A 22242-nucleotide genomic window follows, 5' to 3' on the forward strand; every position below is an offset into this window, starting at 1 on the left:
GGGGTGACATGACAACGGCAGGCGACGCGCCGCGCTGCGCGCTGGTGACCGGGGTGTCCCGGGGAATCGGCCGGGCCGTCGCGCTGCGACTCGCGGCGCAGGGGTATGCGGTGGCGGGCTGCTACAGCGCGCCGAGCGAGGCCGCGGACAAGACCCGGGCGGAGGTCGAGGCGTACGGGGTCGGGTCGTGGTTCGGGCCGTGCGACGTGACCGACCCGAACGCGGTCGACGCGTTCGTCACCGCCGCCGAGCGGCACCTCGGGCCGCTCACCGCGCTGGTCAACAACGCCGGCATCACCCGGGACCGGCCGCTGGTGCTGATGGCCCCGGACGAGTGGCACGACGTGATCGGCACCAACCTCACCGGCACCTGGAACACCTGCCGGACCGTCGCGTTCCGCTTCCTCAAGCGACGCCGCGGCGCCATCGTCAACCTGTCCTCGGTGGCCGGGGTCACCGGCAACACCGGGCAGACCAACTACGCCGCCAGCAAGGCCGGCATCATCGGGCTCAGCCTGTCGCTGGCCAAGGAGGTCGCCGGGTACGGCGTACGGGTCAACGTCGTCGCCCCCGGTTTCATCGAGACCGACATGACCGCCGCGCTGCCGGCGAAGCTGCGCGAGCAGGCGTTGGGGCAGATCCCGCTGGGCCGCTTCGGTGCGCCCGCCGACGTCGCCGACCTGGTCGAGTTCCTGCTCTCCGACCGCGCCGGCTACGTCACCGGCCAGGTGATCCGGGTGGACGGGGGGATCGTGCTGTGACCGCCGCACCCGCGTTCAGCGCCGCGACCCGCCCCGTCGACACGTACGAGGCCGCTGCGGCGCCTCTGCCGGCCATCGACTGGGTCGAGGTTTCCGCCGGGCCGCGCGGCGGGATCAGCCTGCGCGCCGGCACCACAGTCGACGCCGCCGACGTCTACCTGGCCGGGCACTTCCCCGAGCTGACCGTCTATCCGGGCGTGTTCACCCTGGAGACGATCGGGCAGGCCGTGACGTCGGCCGTCGGCTACTGCGCCGGCCGGCTGCCCCAGCTGCACCGGTTGCGCTCCGCCCGGTTCCTCGCCCCGCTGCTGGCCGGCGACACGCTCACCGTCGAGGCGTCGGTCGGCCCGGTCGGCGACGACCAGTCCTTCGACGTCGCCGCCCGGTGCGTACGCGGCGACGGGGTCCACGCGGCGACGGTGCGCGCCGTCTACCGCTGGCCGAGCGCGGACGGCGGGAACGCCTGATGAGACTCGAACACGGCGAGCTGCGGGCCCTGCTGCCGCACCGGTACCCGATGCTGCTGCTCGACCGGGTCGACAGCGTCGAGCCGGGAGTGCGCCTGGAGGCCGTGAAGGCGGTCACCGGCTGCGAGCCCTGCTATCGGGGGATCGCCGAGGGGCAGGCCCCCGACCGGTACGCCTACCCGGCCTCGCTGCTGATCGAGTCGTTCGGTCAGGGCGCGGCGGTGCTCTGGCTGCTGTCGCGCGGGCCGGGCACGACCGGGCTGCCGATGTTCACCGCGGCCCGGGACTGCGTGCTGCTGCGCCCGGTGTACCCGGGCGACGTGATCCGGCACCGGGTTCGACTGGAACAGGTCGTGCACGGTGCCGCGTTCGCCGCCGGATCCAGCTGGGTGGGGACCGACCAGGTGGCGGAGTTCGGCTCGATGATGGCGGTCGTCCGACCGGTCGACGCCATCGCGGAGCGGAAACGATGAGAGGAAGAGGGAACCCCGATGAGTGAACGCGACCAGCACATGGCGGAGCTGCGGGAGATCGTGGCGGAGGTGCTCGAGTTGGAACCCGAGGAGGTCGCCGACACCGCCGACTTCGTCGAGGAGTACGAGGCGGACTCGTTGCGGGCGATCGAGATCCTGGCCCGGATCGAGAAGAAGTACAAGGTGGAGATCCCGCAGGCCGAGTTGAACGAGATGCGCAGCCTCAAGGCCGTCCACGAGGTGGTGGCGCGACACGCCGGCTGGCAGGACTGACCGTGCACCGCGTGGTCGTCACCGGGCTCGGGCCGGTGTCCGGCATCGGCATCGGCGTGAACGAGTTCACCGCCGGGCTGCGCTCCGGCCGGTCGGCCGCCGCGCCCATCACGAGCTTCGACGCGAGCGGATTCCCGCACCACTTCGCCGGTGAGGTGCCCGCGTTCCGGCCGGAGACGCTGCTGCGGAGGCTGCGGGTCGCCGACTGGGGCCGCTCGGCGCTGTTCGCGGCGGCGGCCGCCCGGCTGGCCGCGATGGACGCGGGTCTGTCGCTGCCGGCCACCGACCCGGCGCGCGTCGGCGCGGTCGTCGGCACCACCAGCGGCGAGTCCACGGTGGTGGAGCAGCTGACCGCCGAGCTGGTGGCCGGCGGGTACCCGGCCATGTCCGCCGAGGCGCTGCGGCAGGCGCCGGCCGAGCGGCTGTCCTACGCGGTGAGCGCGGAGCTGGGGCTGGCCGGGGAGTCGGTCACCCTCACCACCGCCTGCTCGGCCAGCAACTACGCCATCGGGTACGCGTACGACCTGTTGTGCTGGGGTGAGGCGGACGTGATGGTGGCCGGCGGCGCCGATTCGGTGTGCCGGTGGGCGCATGCCGGCTTCTACCGGCTCGGCGCGCTGACCGAGCGGGCCTGTCGACCGTTCGACCGGGACCGCTCCGGCATCCTCACCGGTGAGGGCGGTGCGGCTCTGGTGCTGGAGACCCTGGAGCACGCGCAGGACCGGGGCGCCCGGATCTACGCCGAGGTGCTCGGGTACGGCGTCAACTGCGACGCCCACCACATGGTCGCGCCCAACGAGGAGAGCGTCGCGGCGTGCATGCGGCTGGCCCAGGAGAACGCCGGCGTCAAACCGGAGGACATCGACTACATCAGCACGCACGGCACCGGCACACCCGCCAACGACCTGTGCGAGGCGCGGGCCATCCGGGCGGTGTTCGGCGACCGGGTGCCGCCGGTCAGCTCGATCAAGTCGATGCTCGGCCACACGATGGGCGCGGCGAGCGGGTTCGGCGCGATCGCCACCACGCTGGGCATCCGGCACGGGTTCCTGCCCCCGACCATCAACTGGGCCACCCCCGACCCGGAGCTGTCGTGGATCGACCCGGTGCCGAACACGGCCCGGCCGGCCACGGTGCGGGTCGCGCAGAACAACGGCTTCGCGTTCGGCGGCAACAACGCCATCACGATCTTCGGGGCGATCCGGTGACCGGCCTGGTGACCGGCTGGGGAGTGCTCAGCGCGGCCGGGGACTCGGTCACCGAGCTGCTGGCCGCCGTCCGCGCCGGCACGGTCGTCGGCGTCGACGTGCGCGACCGCTTCGACGAGCCGCTGCCCACCGAGCAGGCGCCGGCGATCGCCGACTTCGACGTACGCCGGCTGCTGGGCCGCAAGGGCACCAGCTTCCTGGACCGGGCGACCGCGCTGGCCATGGTGGCCTGCGGGCGGGCGCTGGCCGACGGGGGCCTCACCCCCGACGACGACAACCGGCACCGCGTCGGCGTGGTGCTGGGCACCACCACCGGCAGCCTGAAGTCGACGATGGACTTCTCCCGCGAGACGCTGGTGCAGGACAAGCCGTACCTGGTCAACCCGGTGTTGTTCCCGAACACGGTGATGAACTGCGCCAGCGGCCAGGCCGCGATCCGCTACGGGCTGCGCGGCGTCAACGCCACAGTGGCCGGCGGCCCGCTCGCCTTCCTGTACGCGCTGCGCTACGCGCTCAACGCCCTGCGCCGGGGGTACGTCGACGCCCTGCTTGTCGGCGGGGTCGAGGAGTACACGCCGAACACGGCGTGGGCGGCGCAGCTGACCGGCGCCGGCCCGGCCGGTGAGGCCGCGGCGGTCTACCTGCTCTGCCGCCCGACGCCCGGCCGCACCGGGGCGCCGCGCGCCCAGGTGCTCGCGGTGGCCACCGGTTTCCAGCCGGAGCCCAGCGTCGACGGGCTCGCCGGCTGCGTACGTCGGGCGCTGGCCACGGCGAAGGTCCGACCGGCCGACGTGTGGGCGATCGCGAGCGGCGATCTCGACGCCGACAGCCTGTCCGAGGTGGTGCCGACGGCCGCGCAGCGGTTGTCGGTGCGTCCGGCGCTCGGTGACTGTCAGTCCGCCACCGGCGCGCTGGCGCTGGGCGTGCTGCTGGGCCGCTACGCCGAGGACCCGGACGCGCGCGGTCGGCCCGCGCTGATCGTCGGGCGGTCCCGCGACGGCGCGGTCGCCGCGGCCGTGGTGCGGGGGTAGGACATGGCCGCCACCATCACCGCCACAGCGGTCCGTACCTGCTTTGGCGACGGCCCGGCCACCGTCGCGGCGCTGCTGCGCGGCGCGTGCGGCGCCGCCGGGCTGCGGCGGTCGGACCCGGCCCGGGTGGGGGTCGGCCACGGCTACCCGATCGACGACGATGGCCCGTTCGGCCCGAGCCGCTGGCTGACCGACTGCGTGGCCGAGGCCGTCGCCGCCGCCGGCCTCGATCCCCGTCGACAGCGGGTGGTCGGTCTCGTCGGCACCGGGCTGCGCGAGTCGGCCGAGGTGGAACGGGCGGCGCTGGCGGGCTCGGTGGACTTCCCCACCGAGCGGCTGCACTTCGCCGCCGCCGTCGCCAGCGCGGCACCCGGCGTGCGGCAAGTGGTCACCCTGGCCAACGCGTGCAGCGCCGGCGGTTCCGCCCTCGCCCTGGCCCAGGACCTGGTGGAGACCGGCGAGGCGGACGCCGTGCTGGTCGGCGGCACCGACGGCAGCAGCGCCTCCATGCTCGCGATGATCGGCCGGGTGGCCGCCCGCCCGACCAGCCGGGTGCAGCCCTTCGACGCCGACCGGGCCGGTGTGCTGCTCGGCGACGGCGCGGCGGTGCTGGTGGTCGAGCCGGAACGACCCGGCGGGCTGGCCCGGCTGCTCGCCACCGGGCTGTCCTGCGACGCCGGACACGAGACGGCGCCCGATCCGGCGGGCATCCTGCGGGCGGTCCACGACGCCCACCACCGCGCCGCGCGCCGGCCCGACCAGGTCGACCTGGTGCTGGCGCACGGCACCGGCACGACGCTGAACGACGAGACCGAGGCGCGGGTCATCGCCGAGGTGTTCGCCGGTTGCGAGCCCGGCCCCCTGGTCACCGCCCTCAAGGGCGCCGTCGGCCACACGTCGGGAGGATCGGCGCTGCTCAGCGTCGCTGTCGCCGTCGAGATCCTGCGCACCGGCCGGGTGCCGCCGGTGGTCGGGCTGACCCGGCCGGCGTCCGAGGCGGCCGCGCTGCGGCTGGTCCGCGACGCGGCCGTGCGGGCGGACGTCCGGGTGGCTCAGGTGGACGCGTTCGGCTTCGGCGGTCTCAACGCCGTCACCCTCCTGGAGGCGGTGCGATGACCGGCCGCGCCCACGCCGGGCACCTCGCCCCGACGCCGGATCGCAGCGTGCCGCCGTCCGCGTCCCGCCGGCCGGGCCAGGTGACCCGGCCGGGACGGTCCACGGCGGACACGCCGCCCGGGGCCGACCCGGATCGACCGGTGGCCGCCGTTCTCGCGGCGGCACTGCATTTGCCGGGAGTCGACCTGCCGACCGGTGTGGGCGAGGCGTGGGCCGCTGAGAATCCCGCCTGCCCACCCGAGCGGGCCGCCGACCTGCTGGGCCGCAAGGGTCTGCTGGCCAAGGAGCCGGCCACCCGGCTCGCCCTGTGCGCCGTGCATCGGGCGCTGGGCCGCGCGCCGAAGGCGCCCCGCCCGAGCGGGCCGGCGGATCCGCGTACCGCCGTGGTGGTCAGCTCCAACCTGGGCAACGTCGCCACCGTCGGCGACATCGCCCGCCGACTGCGCGAGGGCGGCCCGCGCGAGGTCGGCCCGTTGGAGGCGCCGAACGCCTCCAGCAACGTCATCGCCGGCGCGATCGCCATCTGGTTCCGCTTCGGAGGCCCCAACCTCACCGTCTGTTCCGGGGCCACCGCCGGCCTGGACGCGATCTGGCTGGCCGGGCTGCTGCTTCGTACCGGCCGCGCCGACCGGGCCGTCGTGGTCGGCACCGAGCCGGACGACCCGCAGGCCCAGGCCCTGCACGCCGCCCGGGACGGCGCCACCGCCGCCCGCCCGCTGCGCGCCGGGGCGGCCTGCCTGCTGCTCGGCCGGGTCGACGCCGCGCCGCACCCGTTGGCCCTGCTGGGGCCCGTGCGGGCGGGCGTACCCGTCGACGGCACACCACGCGGCCCGCTGGTCGACGCGGCCGCCGTGGCGGGCGACCACTACGGCGCCGCGGGGGTCGTGCACACCGCCCTGGCCGTACGCCTGGTCGGCGCCACCCCGAACGTCACGGTCCGCTGCGGCGACCCCGTCGACGGCATGCGCGAACTCGACGTCCGGACGGCGCGGCGATGAGCGGCACGCCACCGGCGGTCGCCGTGCACCGGCTCGCCGGCCCGGACACCGGAACGCCGACCGTGCTGCTCGCGCACGGTATGTCCGACGCCTGGCGCAGCTGGCGACCCCTGGCGCAGCGGCTGCCCACCGGTTGGCGGCTGCTCGCGGCCGAGTTGCCGTGGAAGGCCGGCACCGATCACCGCTGGCGGCGTCGGGGCACCCCGGGCGCCTGGCTCGCCGCCGCCATCCGTGCCCTGGCCACGCCCCCCGACGTCGTGGTCGGCCACTCGCTCGGCGCGAACGCGGTGCTGGAGATGCTCGCCACCGAACCGGACGTCGCGCCGCGCGGGGCGATGCTCATCGCGCCGTTCTACTGCCCGCCCGACCTGGCGGTCACCTGGGCGGTGCACGAGCGGGCGCAGGCCAACTTCGTCCAGATCATCGACGAGGGGCTGCGCCACCGCCTCGGCCCCCGGCTGGCCGACCTGGACGCGGAGACCCTGACCGCCATGCGGGACATCATGGTGGACCGGATCGGGCCGGTCGGCTTCACCACGCTGTTCGACCACTTCACCGCGACCGCCGGCCTGCCGCTGCACGCGGTGACCGTGCCGACCATGGTGCTCACCGGTGGCCGGGACCCCGGCCTCGACGGCCCGCGCGTCGGCGCGCTGCGGGCCGAACTTCCCGACGCGCACGTCGTCGTGGAGCCGGATTTTCACCACTTCTGTCATCTCGACCGGGCGGCCGAGGTGGCCCGACACGTCGCGGGCTTCGTCGAGAAGGTCTGCCCCGACTCCGCGATCCGAGGAGGTACGCCGTGACCACGGCGGTTGAGAACGCATCCGTGACACTGTCGGCCCGGCCCGGGTTCGAGGGCGCGAACATCCGCACCTGGATCGGCTTCAAACACTTCGCGTACCTGGTGGAGCAGGGTGTGCTGCAGTGGTTCCGGGAGCGGGGGCACGGGCCCGGCCGGCTCTACCACGAGCACGGGGTGGGGCTGTCGATCCGGGACTGTTCGCTGCTGCTGCCCGCCGTCCTCGACGTCGACGACACCGCGACGGTGGTGGCGAGCACCGCCGCCAACGGTCGGTTCGCGGTGCGGATGGGTGTGCGCCGCGACGCCGACGTGACCGTGTGCCGGGCCCGGGTGCGGGTGGCCCTGGTGCGGGAGGCGGACGTACCGCAGGCGGCGCCGCTGCCGGCGGAGCTGGCCGGCCTGGTCGAGGAGCCGGCCCCCGGCGAGCCGGGCGCCCCCGCCGGCGCGGACCCGGCCGATGAGTTGCGCGCCGCCGGGGCGGGATTCGTGTGGCCGTGGCGGGTGCCCTACTTCTACTGCCAGTACTCGCAGCGGATGCAGCACTCCGGGTACGTCCGGCTGCTGGAGGAGGTGGTGGACCGCTACCTCGCCGACCGGGGTGTGTCGGTGGGCCGGATGCTGCGCGAGCGGGGCTGGATCCCGGTGGTCTCCCGCGCCCGCATCGAGGTGCTCGGCGACGCCCACCTCGACGAGCCCGTGTGGGTCAGCTTCACCGTCACCGACGTGCTCAAGGACGTCACGTACGACGCGCGGATGGACTGCCACGTCGTCCGCGACGGTCGCCTGGTCCGGGTGGCGACGGCCAGCATCCTGCACGGGTACGCGGTCAGCCGCGGCCCGGAGGCGGGCCGGCTCGCCACCCTCGACGGGGACACCGTGGCGGCGTTGACCGGCGGGCGGCGGTGATGGCCACCAAGCAGCCCCGCCTGTACTTCTCCTTCCGCAGCCCGTACAGCTGGCTGGCCGTGGAGCGGCTGACCCGGGCGCTGGGCCGGCCGCAGGAGGTGCTGGAGTTCATCCCCTACTGGGACCCGGACGCGCGGACGCAGGAGGCGCTGACCGCCCGTGGCGGCGCCTTCCACTACGTGCAGATGAGCAAGCCGAAGCACCTGTACCTGCTCCAGGACGCCAAGCGGCAGGCCCAGCGGCTGGGCCTGCCGATGCGCTGGCCGATCGACATCGACCCGTGGTGGGAGGTCCCGCACCTGGGCTGGCTGGCCGCCCGGGAACAGGGCGCGGGGGAGGCGTTCTACCGGGAGGTGATCGCCGCCCGCTGGCAGCGGGGCGAGGACGTGTGCACCCCCGAGGTGATCGCCGAGGTGGCCGAGCGGGCCGGGGTGGACCCGGCGGTGGTGCTCGGCGCGGTGAACGACGAGACCGTCCGGGCGGCTGGGGCGCAGTGCCTGCTGCGGGCGTACGAGGAGGACATCTTCGGCATTCCCTACCTGCGGCTGGGTCCACACCGGTTCTGGGGTGTGGACCGGGTCGACGACTTCCTCGCCGCGTACGCCGAGCGGACCGGCGCGCCGGTCGCGCCCCCCGCGGTGCCGGCGGGCGTGGGCGGGTACGACACCGACACCGGAGGCGGCTGTGGCTGAGCGACGAGACCCGGAACAGGAACGCGCCCACCGCCGCCGGCAGTTGGTCCTCACGCTGCGCGCGTTCGCCCTCGCGGGGTTCGACGAGGGCGCTGGCGGCCACGTCACCGCCCGGGACCCGATCGAGCCGGACACCTTCTGGATCAACCCGTTCGGCCGGCACTTCGCCCATGTGCGCGACGACGACCTGCTGCGCGTCGACCACACCGGCGACGTGGTCGACGGCTCCGGCCGGATCAACCCCGCCGGGTACGCCATCCACTCGGCCATCCACAAGGCCCGCCCGGACGTGGTGGCCGCCGCGCACACCCACTCGATCCACGGTCGGGCGTTCTCGGCGCTCGGCCGGCCGCTCGCGCCGATCACCCAGGACGCGTGCGCCTTCTTCGAGGACCACGAGGTCCACGACGAGTACGGCGGCGTCGTCCTCGACGGCGCGGAGGGTGACCGCATCGCGGCGACGCTGGGCACCGGCAAGGCCGTCGTCCTGCGCAACCACGGGCTGCTCACCGTCGGCGGCTCGGTGGCCGAGGCGGCCTGGTGGTTCCTGGCGATGGACCGCTGCTGCCAGGTGCAGCTGCTCGCCCAGGCGGCCGGCGAGCTGGTGGTGATCCCCGCCGACGCGGCTCGGGCCGCGCGGGCGGACATCGGCACCGCGCAGATCGCCCGACTGAACTTCCGGCCGGTCGCGGAGCACGTCCTGGCTGTCAGCCCCGACCTCACGCACGGCACCACGCCCAGACAGGAGTGACGAGTGGCCGAGCTGCTGAAGACCATGGTCCGGGACCGGGCCGGCGACGTCGCGCTGACCGACGAGCGGACCACCCGGACGTGGGCGGAGCTGGACCGGTCGGTGGACCGGTGGATCGGCGTGCTGCGCGGGGCCGGCCTGGACGTCGGTGACCGGGTGGCGTTCGTGCTCGGCAACCGGCACGAGACGTTCGAGGCGCTGCTCGCCTGCGTGCACGCGGGTCTGGTGGCGGTGCCCGTCAACTGGCACCTCACCGCGCCGGAGATCGCCCACATCCTGACCGACTGCGGCGCGCGGGCGGTGCTCACCGAGGCGGCGTACGCGCCGACGGTGCGCGACGCGGTGGCGCGTACGCCGGGCGGCCCCGACCTGCTGGTGACTGTCGACGGCGGGGACGGGTTCACGGCGGTGGACGACCTGCCGGCGGGCCCGGGCGTCCCGGCGCTCTCCGGCGGCGTGCTGCTCTACACCTCGGGCACCAGCGGACGCCCCAAGGGAGTGGTCAACCCGCTGCTCAAGGTGGGCGCCCCGATCGACCGGGTGGCCGCCACCACCGAGGCGCTCGGCGGCGGCCTGGGCATTCCGACGCAGGGGCAGGCGCTGCTGGTCGGTCCCTGGTACCACTCGGCGCAGTTGTTCTTCGCCCAGTTTCCGCTGCTGCGCGGCTGTGGGCTGGTGCTGCGCCGCGGGTTCGACCCGGTCGAGGTGCTGCGCGTGATCGACGACGAGAAGATCACCATCAGTCATCTGGTGCCGACCCAGTTCATCCGCCTGCTGCGGGTCGACGCGGGGACCCGGGCGGCGTTCTCCGGCGCCAGCCTCGCCCGGATCTGGCACGGCGGCGGCCCCTGCCCGCCGGAGACCAAGCGGGCGATGATCGAGTGGTGGGGGCCGGTGTTCGTGGAGTACTACGCCGCGACCGAGGCCGGCATCGTCACCCTGGCCGACTCGCACACCTGGCTGGCCCGGCCGGGCACGGTGGGCCGGCCGGCGCCGCCGACCGAGGTGGTGGTGGTCGACGACGAGGGCCGGCCGGTGCCCGCCGGGCAGGAGGGCCGGGTGGCCGTGCGGCGGCCCCCGGGCCGGGGGTTCCACTACCACAACGCTCCGGAGCAGACCGAGCAGGCGCACGTCGCCCCGCACACCTTCACCGTCGGCGACCTGGGCCACCTGGACGCCGACGGCTACCTGTTCCTCACCGGCCGCTCGGCGGAGCTGATCGTCACCGGCGGCGTGAACGTCTATCCCGCCGAGGTGGAGGCGGTGCTGTCGACGCACCCCGCCGTGCAGGACAGCGTGGTCATCGGTGTGCCGGACGACGAGTTCGGCGAGCAGGTCCGGGCGGTGGTGCAGCTCGATCCGGCGTGGCCGGTCCAGGGCGTCGAGCAGGCCCTCGACGCGCACTGCCGGACCAGCCTGGCCGGCTTCAAGGTGCCGCGCTCGTACGAGGTGGTCGACCGGATCCCGCGCGAGCCCACCGGCAAGGTGCCCCGCCGGGCGTTGCGGGACCGCTACCGGCGGGCCACGGTGTCGCCGGGCCTGCTCGCGGACCCGGCGACCTTCCTGACCGGCGTGCCGCACGACGAGTTCGCCCGCCGCCGACGGGCGGCGCCGGTGGCCTGGGTCGAGGAGGTCGAGCTGACCCGCACCGACCAGGACCGGTCGGTGCGGTCCCGGGGGCCGGGTTTTTGGGCCGTCACCCGCCACGCCGCGGTGTCCGCGGTGTCCCGTGACCCGGCGACGTTCTCGTCGGCGGCCGGCGGGGCGTTCCTCGCCGACCCCCGGACCCCGGAGGATCTGCACCGCAACCGGCAGCTTCTGATCAACATGGACGCTCCGGAGCACGCCTGGGTGCGGCGGCTGGTGGCGGGGGCGTTCACACCCCGCGCGGTGGGTCGCCTCGGTGAGCTGGTGACCCGGCATGCCGAGGAGGTCATCGCCCGGGCGGTGGCCGCGCGCGACATCGACGTGGTGGCGGACCTCGCGGCCGAGCTGCCGCTGCTCGTCCTCACCGACCTGCTCGGTGTGCCCCGGGCGGACCGCCGGTTGCTGTTCGAGTGGAGCAACAACCTGGTCGGGTTCGACGATCCCCGCTACGGCGGTGGCAGCGTGCAGCGCTACCGGGACACCTTCGCGGCGGCCTTCTCCTACGTCCGGCAGCTGGCGGCCCAGCGACGGGCCGCGCCCACCGACGACCTGCTGAGCCTCCTCGTGCACGCCGAGGCCGACGGCCGGGGCCTGACCGACGCGCAGCTGTGCCAGCTGTGGCTGCTGCTGGTCATCGCCGGCAACGAGACCACCCGGCACCTCATCTCCAACGGGGTGCAGGCGTTGCTGGAGCATCCCGAGCAGCGGGACCGGCTGATCGCCGAGCCCGACCTGACCGCGAGCGCGGTGGAGGAGCTGCTGCGCTGGGTCACGCCGATCATGCAGTTCCGGCGCACCGCCACCCGCGACACCGTCCTCGACGGAACCCACATCGCCGCCGGGGACAAGGTCGTCGTCTACTACATCTCGGCCAACCGGGACCCGGCCGCGTTCACCGATCCCGACCGGTTGGATCTCGCCCGCGATCCCAACCCGCACCTGGCGTTCGGTATCGGTCCGCACTTCTGCCTGGGCGCGCACCTGGCGCGGCTGGAGATGGCGGCCTTCCTCACCGCGATCCGTCCGCATCTGGCCCGGCTCCGACTGACCGGGCCGGTACGCCGGATGCGGACCAACTTCATGAACGCCGTCACCGCGATGCCCGCGCGCTTCGACGTCGCGCCCGAAGGGGAGTGACCCCATGCCACTGGACCTGCACTGGTTCCTGCCGACGCACGGAGACGGCCGTGACCTGGCCGAGCCCGCCCGCGGTGGCGGAGGCCGGCCGGCCCGGATCACCCGCCGCCCGCCGGACATCGGCTATCTGGCGCAGGTGGCGCGCGCCGCCGACCGGTTGGGTTTCGCCAGTGTGCTCACGCCCGCCGGCCTGTTCTGCGAGGACCCGTGGGTGGTGGCGTCCGCGCTGGCCGCGCAGACGCAACGGCTGAAGTTCATGATCGCGTTACGGCCGGGGCTCGCCTCGCCCACGCTTGTAGCTCAGATGGCCGCGTCCCTGCAACGTGTCTCGGCGGGCCGGGTGCTGCTCAACATCGTGGCCGGCAGCGACCCGGACGAGCAGCGCCGCTACGGCGACTGGCTGGACCACGACGCCCGCTACGCCCGCGCGGAGGAGTTCCTCACCGTGCTGGGTGGACTGTGGACCGGCCAGCCGGTCGACCACAGCGGCGAGCACTACCGGGTGAAGGCCGCCCTGCTGGCCCGGCCACCGGCCACCGCTCCGGCCGTGTTCCTCGGCGGGTCCTCGCCGGCGGCGCAGCGGGCGGCCGCCCGGCACGCGGACGTGTACCTGGCCTGGGGTGAGACACCGGCCCAGCTCGGCGAGCTGCTGGGTCGGGCACGTGAGCAGGCGGCGGAGGCCGGCCGCACGCTGCGCACCGGGAGTCGGCTCCACGTGATCACCAGGGACACCGCGCGGGAGGCGTGGGCCGAGGCGGACCGTCTCCTCGCCGGCGTCGACCAGGCGCGGATCGCCGCCGCTCGGCAGCGCTTCGCGCGTACCGACTCGGAGGGCCAGCGGCGGGCGGCGGCGCTGCACGCGGACGGCAACGCCCGGATGGAGGTGTACCCGAACGTCTGGGCGGGCTACTCCCTGATCCGGCCCGGTGCCGGCGCGGCGCTGGTGGGCAGCCACGAGGAGGTCGCGGAGCGGATCGCCGAGTACCACGCCGCCGGGGTGGACCATCTGATCCTGTCCGGGCAGCCACACCTGGAGGAGGCGTACTGGTTCGGCGAGGGCGTGCTGCCGCTGCTGCGCCACGACGGTCTCCTGAGTGGCGGGGCCGACGCGGACGACGGGGCCGGCACGCACGACGGGGCCGCCCGGCGGACCCCGGAGCTGGCGGTGGGCCGATGACCGGGCCGGTCGCGGAGTTGCCGATGACCGCGCTGATCGGCAACCCGAAACCCCATTCCCGTACGCGGACCGTCGCGTTGGCCACCGCGGCGGCACTGCATTCCCGACTGACCCACGGCCCGACCCCCGTCGGAACGCCGACGGTGATCGACCTGGCCGAGCTGACGGCCGAGCTGGTCGGTCAGGGCAGCCGGCCGGAGACGCTCGACGAGGTGCTGGAGGCGGTACGCCGACCGGGGCTGCTGCTGGTGGCCAGCCCCACGTTCAAGGCGGCGTACAGCGGCTTGCTGAAGCTCTTCGTCGACGTGCTGCCCCGGGGTGCGCTCACCGGGGTGGTGGCGGTGCCGTTGATGACCGCCGCCCGGTCCGGTCACCGGCACATCGTCGACACCTACCTGGGCGCCCTGCTGGCCGAGGTGGGCGCGTGCGTGCCCACGGCGGGCCTGTGCGTGCTGGAGCGCGAGTTCGACACGGCGGAGGTCGGCATCGAGCGCTGGCTGGACCGGGCGACGCCAGCGGTGGTGGACGCGCTGGCCGTGGTGCCCGGCGTGCCGGCCGAGCCCGGAGTCAGCCGGCGCTGACCTCGGTGTCGTGCTTGCGGCGCATCCGGCTGATCCAGCCCTGTGCCGTGTGCACCGGAACGTCGAAGTGCTCGGCGACGCGGCTGATCGTGCCGACCTGCTCGTAGACCGCCTCCAGGTCCGCCGGGTCGGGCGCCCGGCGGTACGCGCGACCGGCCTTGAGTCGGCTGAGCCGGTCCGGTTCGCCGGCCCGGCGTGCCGGTCGAGGCGGCTGCGGCCGGGGTGCGGTGGTCGCGGTGGTCGCGGGGACCGGCCCGACCGTCACGGCCGGACGGGGTACGGCCTCGGCGCGACTCCGGTCCCGGTCCTGCGGGGGGATGAAGGCGCGCAGCAGGGCGTCGAAGTCGACGTACGGCAGCTCGCCGGTCAGCCCGGCGCTCTGCGGCGCGCGGACGGTGAGCTCCCGCACGACCGGGTGGCCGTTGCCGGTCTCCAGACGCACGACGGTCTGGGCCACCGGGCCGGTGATCTCCTCACCGTCGTCCTCCACGGGCACGATGGTGATGATGTATTGACTCACGACGATGCCTTTCCTGCGCATCTCCGGGCGAGCCAGTGCGGCTTCCGGCCCCCCGGTCAGCCCTGTCGGGTTTGACCGGTGGTGGGAGACAAGATATCAGATTCCCGCAGGCAGAAGGCGAGATATCCGACACTCGTCACGGGACGCCTATCCTTCATCTGCGTTTTATTGTGGGCATCAACGCTCAAATCGGGCCCTGCGGGTCGCAGACCCTCGATCCTCGACAGCGGATCGCGGGTCGACAGCCCGGGACACCAGCAACGCGGCCAGCCCGGCCCGCGACGACACCCCCGTCTTGCGGAAGATCCGGGTCAGGTGAGCCTCCACCGTCTTGACTGTCACGTACACCTGGTCCGCCGCCTCGGCGTTGCTCGCACCGGCCGCCACCAGGCGGGCGATGTCCCACTCCCGCCGCGTCAGGGTCAGCTCCCCGCCCGCGGCCGCGGCCGGCAGACGGCCCGCGGCCCCGGCCGCGCGGCTCTGCTCGCCGGCCACCGAGCGGCGCAGCGGCGGGGAGTCGACCAGCTCCGCGATGCGGCGGGTCTCGGCGAGTTCGACCTCCGCCGCCGACCACTCCCGGGCCTCGCACAGAGCCCGCGCCCGCACCAACCGCGCCGACGCCTCCTCCAGCCTCCACCCCAGACTCGCGAACGAGTCCGCGGCCGCGGCGGCCAGCTCGGCGGCGCAGCGCGGATCCGCCTCCAGGGTCAGCCGCGCCCGGGCCGTCCGGGTCAACGCGCTCTGCCCCCGCAGCCCCAGCCGCTCGGCGTACCCCTCCGCCACGTCCAACCAGCGCCTGGCCTCGTCGCACCGACCGGCCTTGTGGGCCATCTCGGCCAGGGCCGAGGCCCAGCAGGCCCGGTTGGTCAGCTCGACCTGGTCGAGACCATCCCCGCCGCAGGCGCGCAGCAACGTCGCCGTCGAGCCGGCCCGGTCCCCGGCCAGGAAGCGCAGACGCACCGACACGCGCTGACTCGCCCCGTCGTACCAGTTCTCGCGGCGGGTGCTGGCGTCCAGCACGGCGGTGTCAGCCAGGTGGCGGGCCGCCTTCGGGCCGCTGCGCCAGGCCACCGCGATGGCCCGGTACGCGCGCGCCAGCGCCACCATCGGGTCGATGCCCATGGCGACGGCCACCTCCTCGGCGTCCTCACCCTCGACCCGGGCCCGGTCCAGGCTGCCCAGTCGGGCGGTCACCGCGCAACGGCCGACCAGCAGCCAGGGAGTCAGCGCCACGAGACCCGCGCGGCAGCAGATGTCCAGCGCGCGGTCGAAGTGGTGCAGGGCCGAGCGCTCCCGCTCGTGGAAGTATTCGGCCCAGCCCAGCAGGGCCAGCAGGTCCGGGTGCCGGGCAAGGTCGGTGTCGGCGAACGCGTCCACCTCGGACGACGCCCGGTCCAGCGTCTCGGGCGCCCGGATCCCACAGTCGGTGTACGCGGCCACGAACGACTGCACCACCGCCGCGGTGGTCGAGCTGACCGCCGAGCCGGTCCGCTCCGCCAGCAGGCTCAGACTCCGGGCGTGCTCGGCCGCGTCGGGCGCTGCACAGAGGGCGCCGGCGATCGCCGCCTCGACGGTCAGCAGGAACTGCGTGTGCGGCTCCACCCGCCCGTCCCGGTACGGCAGCAGCAGCGCGTACGCGTCGAACGGCCGGCCCAGCAGGCGCTCCACCCGCGCTCGTGCGGCCACCGCCCGCAGCCGCTGGTCGCAGTCGGCGAGAGGGCGGCGGGTGAGTTCCTGTAACAGGGTGCGGGCCTGGCGCAGCTGACCCGCGCCGACCAGCGCGTCCGCCATCGCGAACTCCAGCCGCGTACGACGTGGCTCGGTGACCTCGGCGGCGGGCAGCAGCCGCTGGACGTTGGTCAACCACCGGATCGCGTCGAGCCGGGGCACGAGACCGCTCTCCGCCGCCTCGATCAGCGCGTCGGCGGTCGCCGGTTCGGCGCACTGCCCGCTGGCCGACAGGTGTTCGGCGTACCGGGTGACCGGATGCCCGAGCTCGCGCAGGACGCGGGCCGCCGTCGCGTGCAGGCGTCGCCGCCGGCCGGGGGACAACGCGCGGTACACCACGGTGCGGTCCACCTCGTGACGGAACCGCAGGGTCGACGCCTCGGTGGGGTCGGTCCGCAGCAGGTCGGCGGCCACCAGCGCGTCGAGCAGGTCGCTGGTGACCTCGGGGCCGCGATCGGCGAGCGCCGCGGCCAGCGCCGGCTCGAACCCGTCCGGGCACACCGAGACGGCCTCCAGCATCTGCCGTTGCTCGTCGGTCAGCGCGTCGAGGTCGAGCTGAACCGCGCCGGTGACGTCGACGGGCAGCTCGGCGGGCAGGCCCCGCAGGGCGGCGACCGGGCCGTCCAGGGCGCCCGGGCGGTAGGCGAGGACGTAGCGGGGGACGCCGCCGGAGAGCACGTGCACCCGCTGGGCGGCGCGTCCCTCCACCAGCCCGAGCAGCGCGGCGACGCTGGCCGGATCCAACGGTGTCAGGGTGACCGGCCGGCGGCTCAGGTGGATGCCGGCGGCGAGCGCGGTGGTCACGCACGACGGCATCTGCCGCGGCCGGTACGCGGTGACCCACAGCAGACCCCGGGGCGGCGCCTGCGCGAGCCGACGCAGCAGCGTGGCCGTCGCGGGTGACGCGCTGTGCAGGTCGTCCAGGAGCAGCAGTAGCGGCCCACCGGCGCGGACCGCCGCCGACGGCTCATCGGTCAGCGCCGCGAGGGCCTGTCCGACCTGGTGGCCGTCGCGGCCGGCGGCGGCGAGCACCGGCACCCCGGCTCGTCGGGCTCGCGCGGCGACCTCGCGCAGCAGCCGCGTCTTGCCGGTGCCGGGGTCACCCACGAACTCGATCATGGCGGGTTGGCCGTCGCGGACCCCGGCCAGGGCGCGGTCGAACAGGTCGAGCGCGCAGTTGCGCCCGACCAGGGGGTCGAGAGGGTCGCCCGACGGCGGCGGGGCGAACTCCTCCTCGCTGATGTTCATCGGCGCTCCACGACGGGCGCCCGCGCGCCGCGGTCCACCGGCGTACGCCATCGGTCGGTCGTGGTCGGACTCGGCCCGGCGGCGGCCCGACGGCCAGGTCGGACGCGAGAATGCGGCGAGTGTTGGCCCAGCTTCAACTGCCACCCCCAGGATCTGTCCCGTTCGGGCCTCTCGGCGTGCCCGATGCCAGCGGTGCCAATTGCCGGCGCTCGGGCGAGCGGCAGATGCAACTCTAGGTCCGCGCGACAAGAACTGCGATCGCGGGACCGGTTGGTCCTATTGCCTAAGAGAGCAAATGTTGCTGCCCAAAAACCGAAATAGCGGACTTGGTTCTTGACACAGCGCACACCGGCGGTTGCGGTGAGTTCACGACAATGTGGGGTTTCCCCTACTGTCGCATCGTTCCCCGTCGCTTAATGTCGACCCCGGCGGTGCGACGCCTTCTGGGGGGACTTCGGATGACCGTTCATTATCGATCCTATCTGGACAATTCGTCAGATGCGGAGGTGATGCTGAGCGAGCCGGAACGATGGCACGCATTTCAGTGTCTTTTGCCGCCGCGCGCCGCGGTGGCCGACGCGTTCCTCACCCGGGGCATCAGTCCGCTGCTGCACGGCCTACAGGCTGCCGGTGAGCTGTCCGCCTGGTCGTTCACCCGACAGTCGCCACGGGTGGTCTGTCTGCACCTGCTCGGCAGCGCGCCGCGACTGCTGGCGGCCCGACTGGCGGGGCTCTGCGTGGCGGTCGGGGCGGAGGGGCCCGTGCACGTGCCACACCTCGCCGCTCCGCTGGCGCGCGATCCACGGCTGGTCGACGTGGCGGTCGACCTGATCGGGATGACCCCGGGGCGGCAGGCCCGCCTCGGCGCCGCCGTGGACCTGGCGATGGTGGCGGCCATGCGCAACTGCCCCGCCCTGCGGGGCGACAGCGAGCTCGTCACGTCCGAGGCGGTGGCCGCCCTGCCGAGCGTCCGCTGGCAGCGGATCACCACCGCGCTCAAGACCGAACGCCACCCGCTGACCTGCTGGGCACACCTGCTGGAGGCGTTCCGTCGTGCACCGGGATACGAGGGCAGGATGACGTTCGACCTGGTCCACCTGCTGCACAATCAGCTCGGGCTCAGCACCCGTGACGAGCAGCGGGTGCACGCCGACCTGATCCGTTCGCTGTCGCGGCGCCGGTCCGGAGCGCGGCGGTCGCCCCGCTCGCACCTGGGCGTCCAGCATCCCGGGCCGGTCCGCCCGAAGAGGTGAACGACCGCGCGACCTGCCGGTCGGGGCCGCCGACCGACCGGCAAGGAGTCGAAGTGATCGCGCAACGGCTGCGGGTCGCCGCCTACGCGGTGTGCACGCGGGACGAGCACGTGCTGCTCGCCCGCTTCGTGTCGGCGGACAGCTCGGCGTGCCACTGGACGCTGCCCGGCGGCGGGGTCGAGCACGCCGAGGACCCGTACGACGCCGTCGTCCGGGAGGTGGCCGAGGAGACCGGTTACCAGGTGCGGGTCGAGCATCTGCTCGGTGTGCACTCGCGGACGAGGTACGTGCCGTTGGGCGACGCCGATGCCGCCGAGCTGCACATGCTGGCCATCTATTACCGGGTGCGGATCACCGGCGGCGACCTTCGGCACGAGACGGGCGGCTCGACCGACCGGGCCCAGTGGACACCGCTGGCGAGCGTCGCCGAGCTGGAACGCTCCGTCGTCGTCGACGCGGGGCTCGCGTTGCATCGTGGCCTGCCGCCCAGCGGCCACGTGCCGCCGATCGAGATGAGCGAGCTCCTGCGGCACTGAGGTGTGCGGTGTTCCGGCGCGGGGCGTACGCCGGAACACCGCGGGTGGAAAGTCAGCGGGCCAGCCACTCCCGGTAGGACGTCGGCGCGAGCACCGCGCCCTCCGTGGCGATCAGCGCGTCGCCGGGAGCGGCCGCGAACATGCCGGCGCTGTCGTCGGTGGTAACGGTGCGCTGGTCGCCGTGCGCGGCGAGGGTGATCCGGCCCAGTTCGTCGAGCCCGAACACGTCGGGGCCGGCGACGTTGCGGACGCCCCGCAGGGGGGCGCCCACGCTGACGTCGGCGACGGCCTGGGCCACGTCGGCCGCGGCCATCGGCTGCACGGGGGTGCTGGGCAGGCGGACGCCGTTGGCGTCGGCGGTCCAGGAGATGACCGCGTCGATGAACTCGAAGAACTGGGTGGCGCGGACGATCGAGTACGGCACCTTGCCGGCCTTGAGGATGTCCTCCTGGAGCACCTTCGCGCGGTAGTAGGCCAGGTCGGGCACCTGGTCGACGCCGACGATGGACAGGACGACCGGGTGGCCGACGCCGGCCCGCTCGGCGGCGGTCAGCAGGTTGTCCATGGTCGTCTGGAAGAAGGCGGGGGAGGCGTCGTCGAAGGTCGGCGAGTTGGTCAGGTTGACGACGACGTCGGCGTCCTTGAGCGCCTCGGGCAGACCCTGCCCGGTGAGGAGGTCGACTCCGGTCGACTGCGAGTGCGGTACCGCGTCGTGCCCGGCCGCCTGCAGGATCCGGACGACCTGGGACCCGATGAGGCCCGTCCCGCCCATCACGGCGATCTTCATATCCGTTCCACCTTCCCTGTCTGTTTTGTCCGCCATGCCGCTACGGCACTTAACTCGGACTTCCTATGGGTGGAGTGGGCGCTGCACTGCTGCGTCGTGCTCACGGCCAGCAGCAGGCCCGTCCCGGCGGCCCGGCTCGCGGAGCTGCACGACGTCTCCGGCAGCTACCTGGCCAAACAGCTCCAGTCGCTGGCCCGCGCCGGGCTCATTTACTCCGTGCAGGGCAAGTCGGGCGGCTACGCGTTGACCCGCGCTCCGGAGAGCATCAGCCTGCTCGACGTGGTCCACGCCGTCGACGGGCCCGGCCCCGCCTTTGTCTGCACCGAGATCCGCCAGCGCGGCCCGCTGGCCAGCCCACCCGAGTCCTGCACCCGCGCGTGTCCCATCGCCCGCGCCATGTCCACGGCGGAGAAGGCGTGGCGCGAGGCCCTGGCCGGGATCACGATCGCCGACCTCGCCCGCGACGTGGACGTCGACTCCGGCCCCGAGGCCCTGGCCGGCGTCAGTGCCTGGCTCACCGGCGACCGCGCCGGCTGAGCACGCTCAGCCGGTGTGGCGTACCTCGGTGTCCCAGATCTGCGCCCACGGCCGCCGCAGCCCCCGGCACACGAGGATCGGGCCGCCGTTCTCGTCGTTGTCCACCTCGACCCGCTGGTCCACCCGCCCGGCGGGCGTGCACTCCTGGAACCAGGCGTTCAGCGCGTCGGGGCGCTCCCAGCCGACCACGATCGCCACGTCCGCGTCGGCGGGTGGGCGGCCGAAATCCACCATGCTGTTGTGCCCGGAGTACGCCCGGGGGAGCCCCCGGGCCGGCCCGTAGCGGGCGATCGCCCCGGCCTCCCCGTAGTTGCCGGTGAGGATGACCGCCCGCGAACGTTCCTGCGGCGGCAGGGCACGATGGACGGTGGCCACCGAGTCGGCGAACTCCGGCCAGCCGATGGTCTCGCCAGCGTCGTAGTTGACGTCGACCACGAAGCTGGGCAGCCGATCGGCCGGCAGCACCGGCAGCAACAGCACGACGGTGGGCAGCAGGAACGGCACCGCGAGCACCCCCCGACGCAGCCACGCCGACCCGCGCGAGGCCCGGGCGGCGCTCACCACCGCGCCCGCGGCGGTGAGCACGAGCAGCAGAGGCGCGTCGTAGTAACCCTTGCCGCCGGCGACCAGGACGATGCCGACCACGACCACCCAGGCCCAACCCACCGCGCGGTACGCCCGCCACGCCGGCCGGCGCAGCAGGGCGACGAGGCCGGCGATCCAGATCGGCACGGCGTACGGGCTGATGATGACGAACTGCAGGGTGAGCGCGTCGAGGCGACCGCTGTAGGAGCTGTCGCCATCGGAGATGGAGGCCGCCACACCGAGCTGCGGGAAGCCGTGCGCGGCCTGCCAGATCAGGTTCGGCGCGGCCAGCAGCACGGCGATCCCGGCGGCGGCGAGCACCCACTTGTCGCGCAGCAGCCGACGCGGCCCCGCGATCACCACCCCGGCGAGCAGACCCACGGCCAGCAACGCGGGCAGCAGCTTGTTGAGCATGCCCACGCCGAGCACCAGCCCGAGCGCGAGCGCCCACCGGCTGTCCCCGGTGCGCAGCAGCCGCACCGCGCACCACGCGACGCCGAGCCAGACCAGCAGGTCGACGGTCGTGGTGCTGAGCAGGTGCCCGCCGGCGAGCACGATGCCGGACAGCGCGGCCAGCACCGCGGCGAAGGTCTGCCCGCCCCGGCCACCGCCCAGCTCGCGGGCGATGGCGGCGACCAGCAGGACCGCGACGCCGGCCAGCAGCGCCGACGGCGTCCGCAGCACCACCAGGTTGCCCGGCGCGATCGTGTCCAGAAGGCGGGCCAGCGCCGGGACGAGCGGGCCCTGGTCGACGTAGCCCCAGGCCAGGTGCCGGCCGCAGAGCAGGAAGTACAGCTCGTCGCGGTGATAGCCGTAGCGGCCGGCGAGCAGCAGCAACGTCACGCTGGTCGCGGCGGCGACCAGCCACGGGCCGAGCGCACGGGGACCGGGCTGCGGCAGCTCGGCCGGCGCGGACGACCGCGCCGGCAGGTGCGGTCGATCGGTGTCGATGGCGGGCTCGCTCACCGACCCATCATCGCCCGCGAAGCCGCCGCGTGGGGGCCCCGACGCCTGCGGATGCAGGT

General features: G+C 74.2%; 22 protein-coding genes. 18 read left to right on the forward strand and 4 right to left on the reverse strand.

Annotation, left to right across the window (positions count from 1 at the left end):
- The first annotated feature begins 8 nt into the window (after positions 1 to 8).
- Genes fabG through ACFYPR_RS18645 form a run of 15 tightly spaced genes read left to right on the forward strand, consistent with a single transcriptional unit; the run spans position 9 to position 14023 of the window.
- Entirely contained in the window at positions 9 to 761 is a 753-nt protein-coding gene (gene fabG, locus ACFYPR_RS18575) for a 3-oxoacyl-[acyl-carrier-protein] reductase (protein ID WP_354855238.1), read from the forward strand.
- Positions 758 to 1228, forward strand: a complete 471-nt coding sequence (locus tag ACFYPR_RS18580) for a hypothetical protein (RefSeq protein ID WP_354855239.1) — start codon at positions 758 to 760, stop codon at positions 1226 to 1228. Before fabG ends, ACFYPR_RS18580 begins: the two co-directional genes overlap by 4 nt.
- Positions 1228 to 1701, forward strand: coding sequence for a beta-hydroxyacyl-ACP dehydratase (locus ACFYPR_RS18585; RefSeq protein WP_354855240.1), 474 nt, complete (start codon positions 1228 to 1230; stop codon positions 1699 to 1701). Before ACFYPR_RS18580 ends, ACFYPR_RS18585 begins: the two co-directional genes overlap by 1 nt.
- 18 nt (positions 1702 to 1719) lie before the next feature.
- Positions 1720 to 1974 carry an acyl carrier protein gene (locus ACFYPR_RS18590; RefSeq protein WP_354855241.1) on the forward strand — a complete coding sequence of 85 codons (255 nt, stop codon included), beginning with the start codon at positions 1720 to 1722 and terminating at the stop codon, positions 1972 to 1974.
- A gap of 2 nt (positions 1975 to 1976) precedes the next feature.
- On the forward strand, positions 1977 to 3182 hold the full coding sequence (locus tag ACFYPR_RS18595) for a beta-ketoacyl-[acyl-carrier-protein] synthase family protein (RefSeq protein ID WP_354855242.1): 1206 nt from the start codon (positions 1977 to 1979) through the stop codon (positions 3180 to 3182).
- Positions 3179 to 4213, forward strand: a complete 1035-nt coding sequence (locus tag ACFYPR_RS18600) for a beta-ketoacyl synthase N-terminal-like domain-containing protein (protein WP_354855243.1) — start codon at positions 3179 to 3181, stop codon at positions 4211 to 4213. The genes ACFYPR_RS18595 and ACFYPR_RS18600 overlap by 4 nt, the downstream gene beginning before the upstream one ends.
- A 3-nt stretch (positions 4214 to 4216) precedes the next feature.
- The gene (locus ACFYPR_RS18605) at positions 4217 to 5329 is read left to right on the forward strand and encodes a beta-ketoacyl synthase N-terminal-like domain-containing protein (protein ID WP_354855244.1); all 1113 of its coding nucleotides are present in this window, start codon (positions 4217 to 4219) and stop codon (positions 5327 to 5329) included.
- A complete protein-coding gene (locus tag ACFYPR_RS18610; RefSeq protein WP_354855245.1) occupies positions 5326 to 6327 on the forward strand; it encodes a beta-ketoacyl synthase N-terminal-like domain-containing protein in 1002 nt (333 codons plus the stop codon). The genes ACFYPR_RS18605 and ACFYPR_RS18610 overlap by 4 nt, the downstream gene beginning before the upstream one ends.
- The gene (locus ACFYPR_RS18615) at positions 6324 to 7133 is read left to right on the forward strand and encodes an alpha/beta hydrolase (protein WP_354855246.1); all 810 of its coding nucleotides are present in this window, start codon (positions 6324 to 6326) and stop codon (positions 7131 to 7133) included. The genes ACFYPR_RS18610 and ACFYPR_RS18615 overlap by 4 nt, the downstream gene beginning before the upstream one ends.
- Positions 7130 to 8038 (forward strand): thioesterase family protein, encoded by a 909-nt coding sequence (locus ACFYPR_RS18620; protein ID WP_354855247.1) that lies wholly within the window; start codon positions 7130 to 7132, stop codon positions 8036 to 8038. Before ACFYPR_RS18615 ends, ACFYPR_RS18620 begins: the two co-directional genes overlap by 4 nt.
- Entirely contained in the window at positions 8038 to 8730 is a 693-nt protein-coding gene (locus ACFYPR_RS18625; protein ID WP_387261081.1) for a 2-hydroxychromene-2-carboxylate isomerase, read from the forward strand. The genes ACFYPR_RS18620 and ACFYPR_RS18625 overlap by 1 nt, the downstream gene beginning before the upstream one ends.
- A complete protein-coding gene (locus ACFYPR_RS18630; RefSeq protein WP_354855249.1) occupies positions 8723 to 9481 on the forward strand; it encodes a class II aldolase/adducin family protein in 759 nt (252 codons plus the stop codon). Before ACFYPR_RS18625 ends, ACFYPR_RS18630 begins: the two co-directional genes overlap by 8 nt.
- Before the next feature lie 3 nt (positions 9482 to 9484).
- Positions 9485 to 12265 (forward strand): cytochrome P450, encoded by a 2781-nt coding sequence (locus ACFYPR_RS18635; RefSeq protein ID WP_387261083.1) that lies wholly within the window; start codon positions 9485 to 9487, stop codon positions 12263 to 12265.
- Between the two features lie 4 nt (positions 12266 to 12269).
- Entirely contained in the window at positions 12270 to 13442 is a 1173-nt protein-coding gene (locus ACFYPR_RS18640; RefSeq protein ID WP_387261086.1) for an LLM class flavin-dependent oxidoreductase, read from the forward strand.
- The gene (locus ACFYPR_RS18645) at positions 13439 to 14023 is read left to right on the forward strand and encodes an NAD(P)H-dependent oxidoreductase (RefSeq protein WP_354855252.1); all 585 of its coding nucleotides are present in this window, start codon (positions 13439 to 13441) and stop codon (positions 14021 to 14023) included. The genes ACFYPR_RS18640 and ACFYPR_RS18645 overlap by 4 nt, the downstream gene beginning before the upstream one ends.
- Here ACFYPR_RS18645 and ACFYPR_RS18650 read toward each other — a convergent pair.
- A complete protein-coding gene (locus ACFYPR_RS18650; protein ID WP_387261090.1) occupies positions 14010 to 14543 on the reverse strand; it encodes a hypothetical protein in 534 nt (177 codons plus the stop codon). The two genes, ACFYPR_RS18645 and ACFYPR_RS18650, sit on opposite strands and share 14 nt — an antisense overlap.
- A 177-nt stretch (positions 14544 to 14720) precedes the next feature.
- Entirely contained in the window at positions 14721 to 17519 is a 2799-nt protein-coding gene (locus tag ACFYPR_RS18655) for a LuxR C-terminal-related transcriptional regulator (RefSeq protein ID WP_387261093.1), read from the reverse strand.
- 569 nt (positions 17520 to 18088) lie between these two features.
- Here ACFYPR_RS18655 and ACFYPR_RS18660 point away from each other — a divergent pair.
- Together ACFYPR_RS18660 and ACFYPR_RS18665 are read left to right on the forward strand one after the other, a co-directional pair.
- Complete coding sequence (locus ACFYPR_RS18660) at positions 18089 to 18772, forward strand: hypothetical protein (RefSeq protein ID WP_387261095.1); 684 nt, start codon at positions 18089 to 18091, stop codon at positions 18770 to 18772.
- A gap of 53 nt (positions 18773 to 18825) precedes the next feature.
- Positions 18826 to 19308, forward strand: coding sequence for an NUDIX domain-containing protein (locus ACFYPR_RS18665; RefSeq protein WP_354855256.1), 483 nt, complete (start codon positions 18826 to 18828; stop codon positions 19306 to 19308).
- Positions 19309 to 19360: 52 nt separating this feature from the next.
- Here the strand turns inward: ACFYPR_RS18665 and ACFYPR_RS18670 are convergent, their stop codons facing one another.
- On the reverse strand, positions 19361 to 20095 hold the full coding sequence (locus tag ACFYPR_RS18670; RefSeq protein WP_387261098.1) for an SDR family oxidoreductase: 735 nt from the start codon (positions 20093 to 20095) through the stop codon (positions 19361 to 19363).
- 69 nt (positions 20096 to 20164) lie between these two features.
- On the opposite strand from ACFYPR_RS18670, the gene ACFYPR_RS18675 reads away from it, so the two are divergent.
- Complete coding sequence (locus tag ACFYPR_RS18675) at positions 20165 to 20632, forward strand: RrF2 family transcriptional regulator (protein ID WP_387261100.1); 468 nt, start codon at positions 20165 to 20167, stop codon at positions 20630 to 20632.
- 6 nt (positions 20633 to 20638) lie between these two features.
- Here the strand turns inward: ACFYPR_RS18675 and ACFYPR_RS18680 are convergent, their stop codons facing one another.
- The gene (locus tag ACFYPR_RS18680; RefSeq protein ID WP_387261103.1) at positions 20639 to 22183 is read right to left on the reverse strand and encodes a glycosyltransferase family 39 protein; all 1545 of its coding nucleotides are present in this window, start codon (positions 22181 to 22183) and stop codon (positions 20639 to 20641) included.
- Between the last annotated feature and the right edge of the window lie 59 nt (positions 22184 to 22242).

It is taken from the genome of Micromonospora sp. NPDC005254, assembly GCF_042872525.1.
GTDB lineage: Bacteria > Actinomycetota > Actinomycetes > Mycobacteriales > Micromonosporaceae > Micromonospora.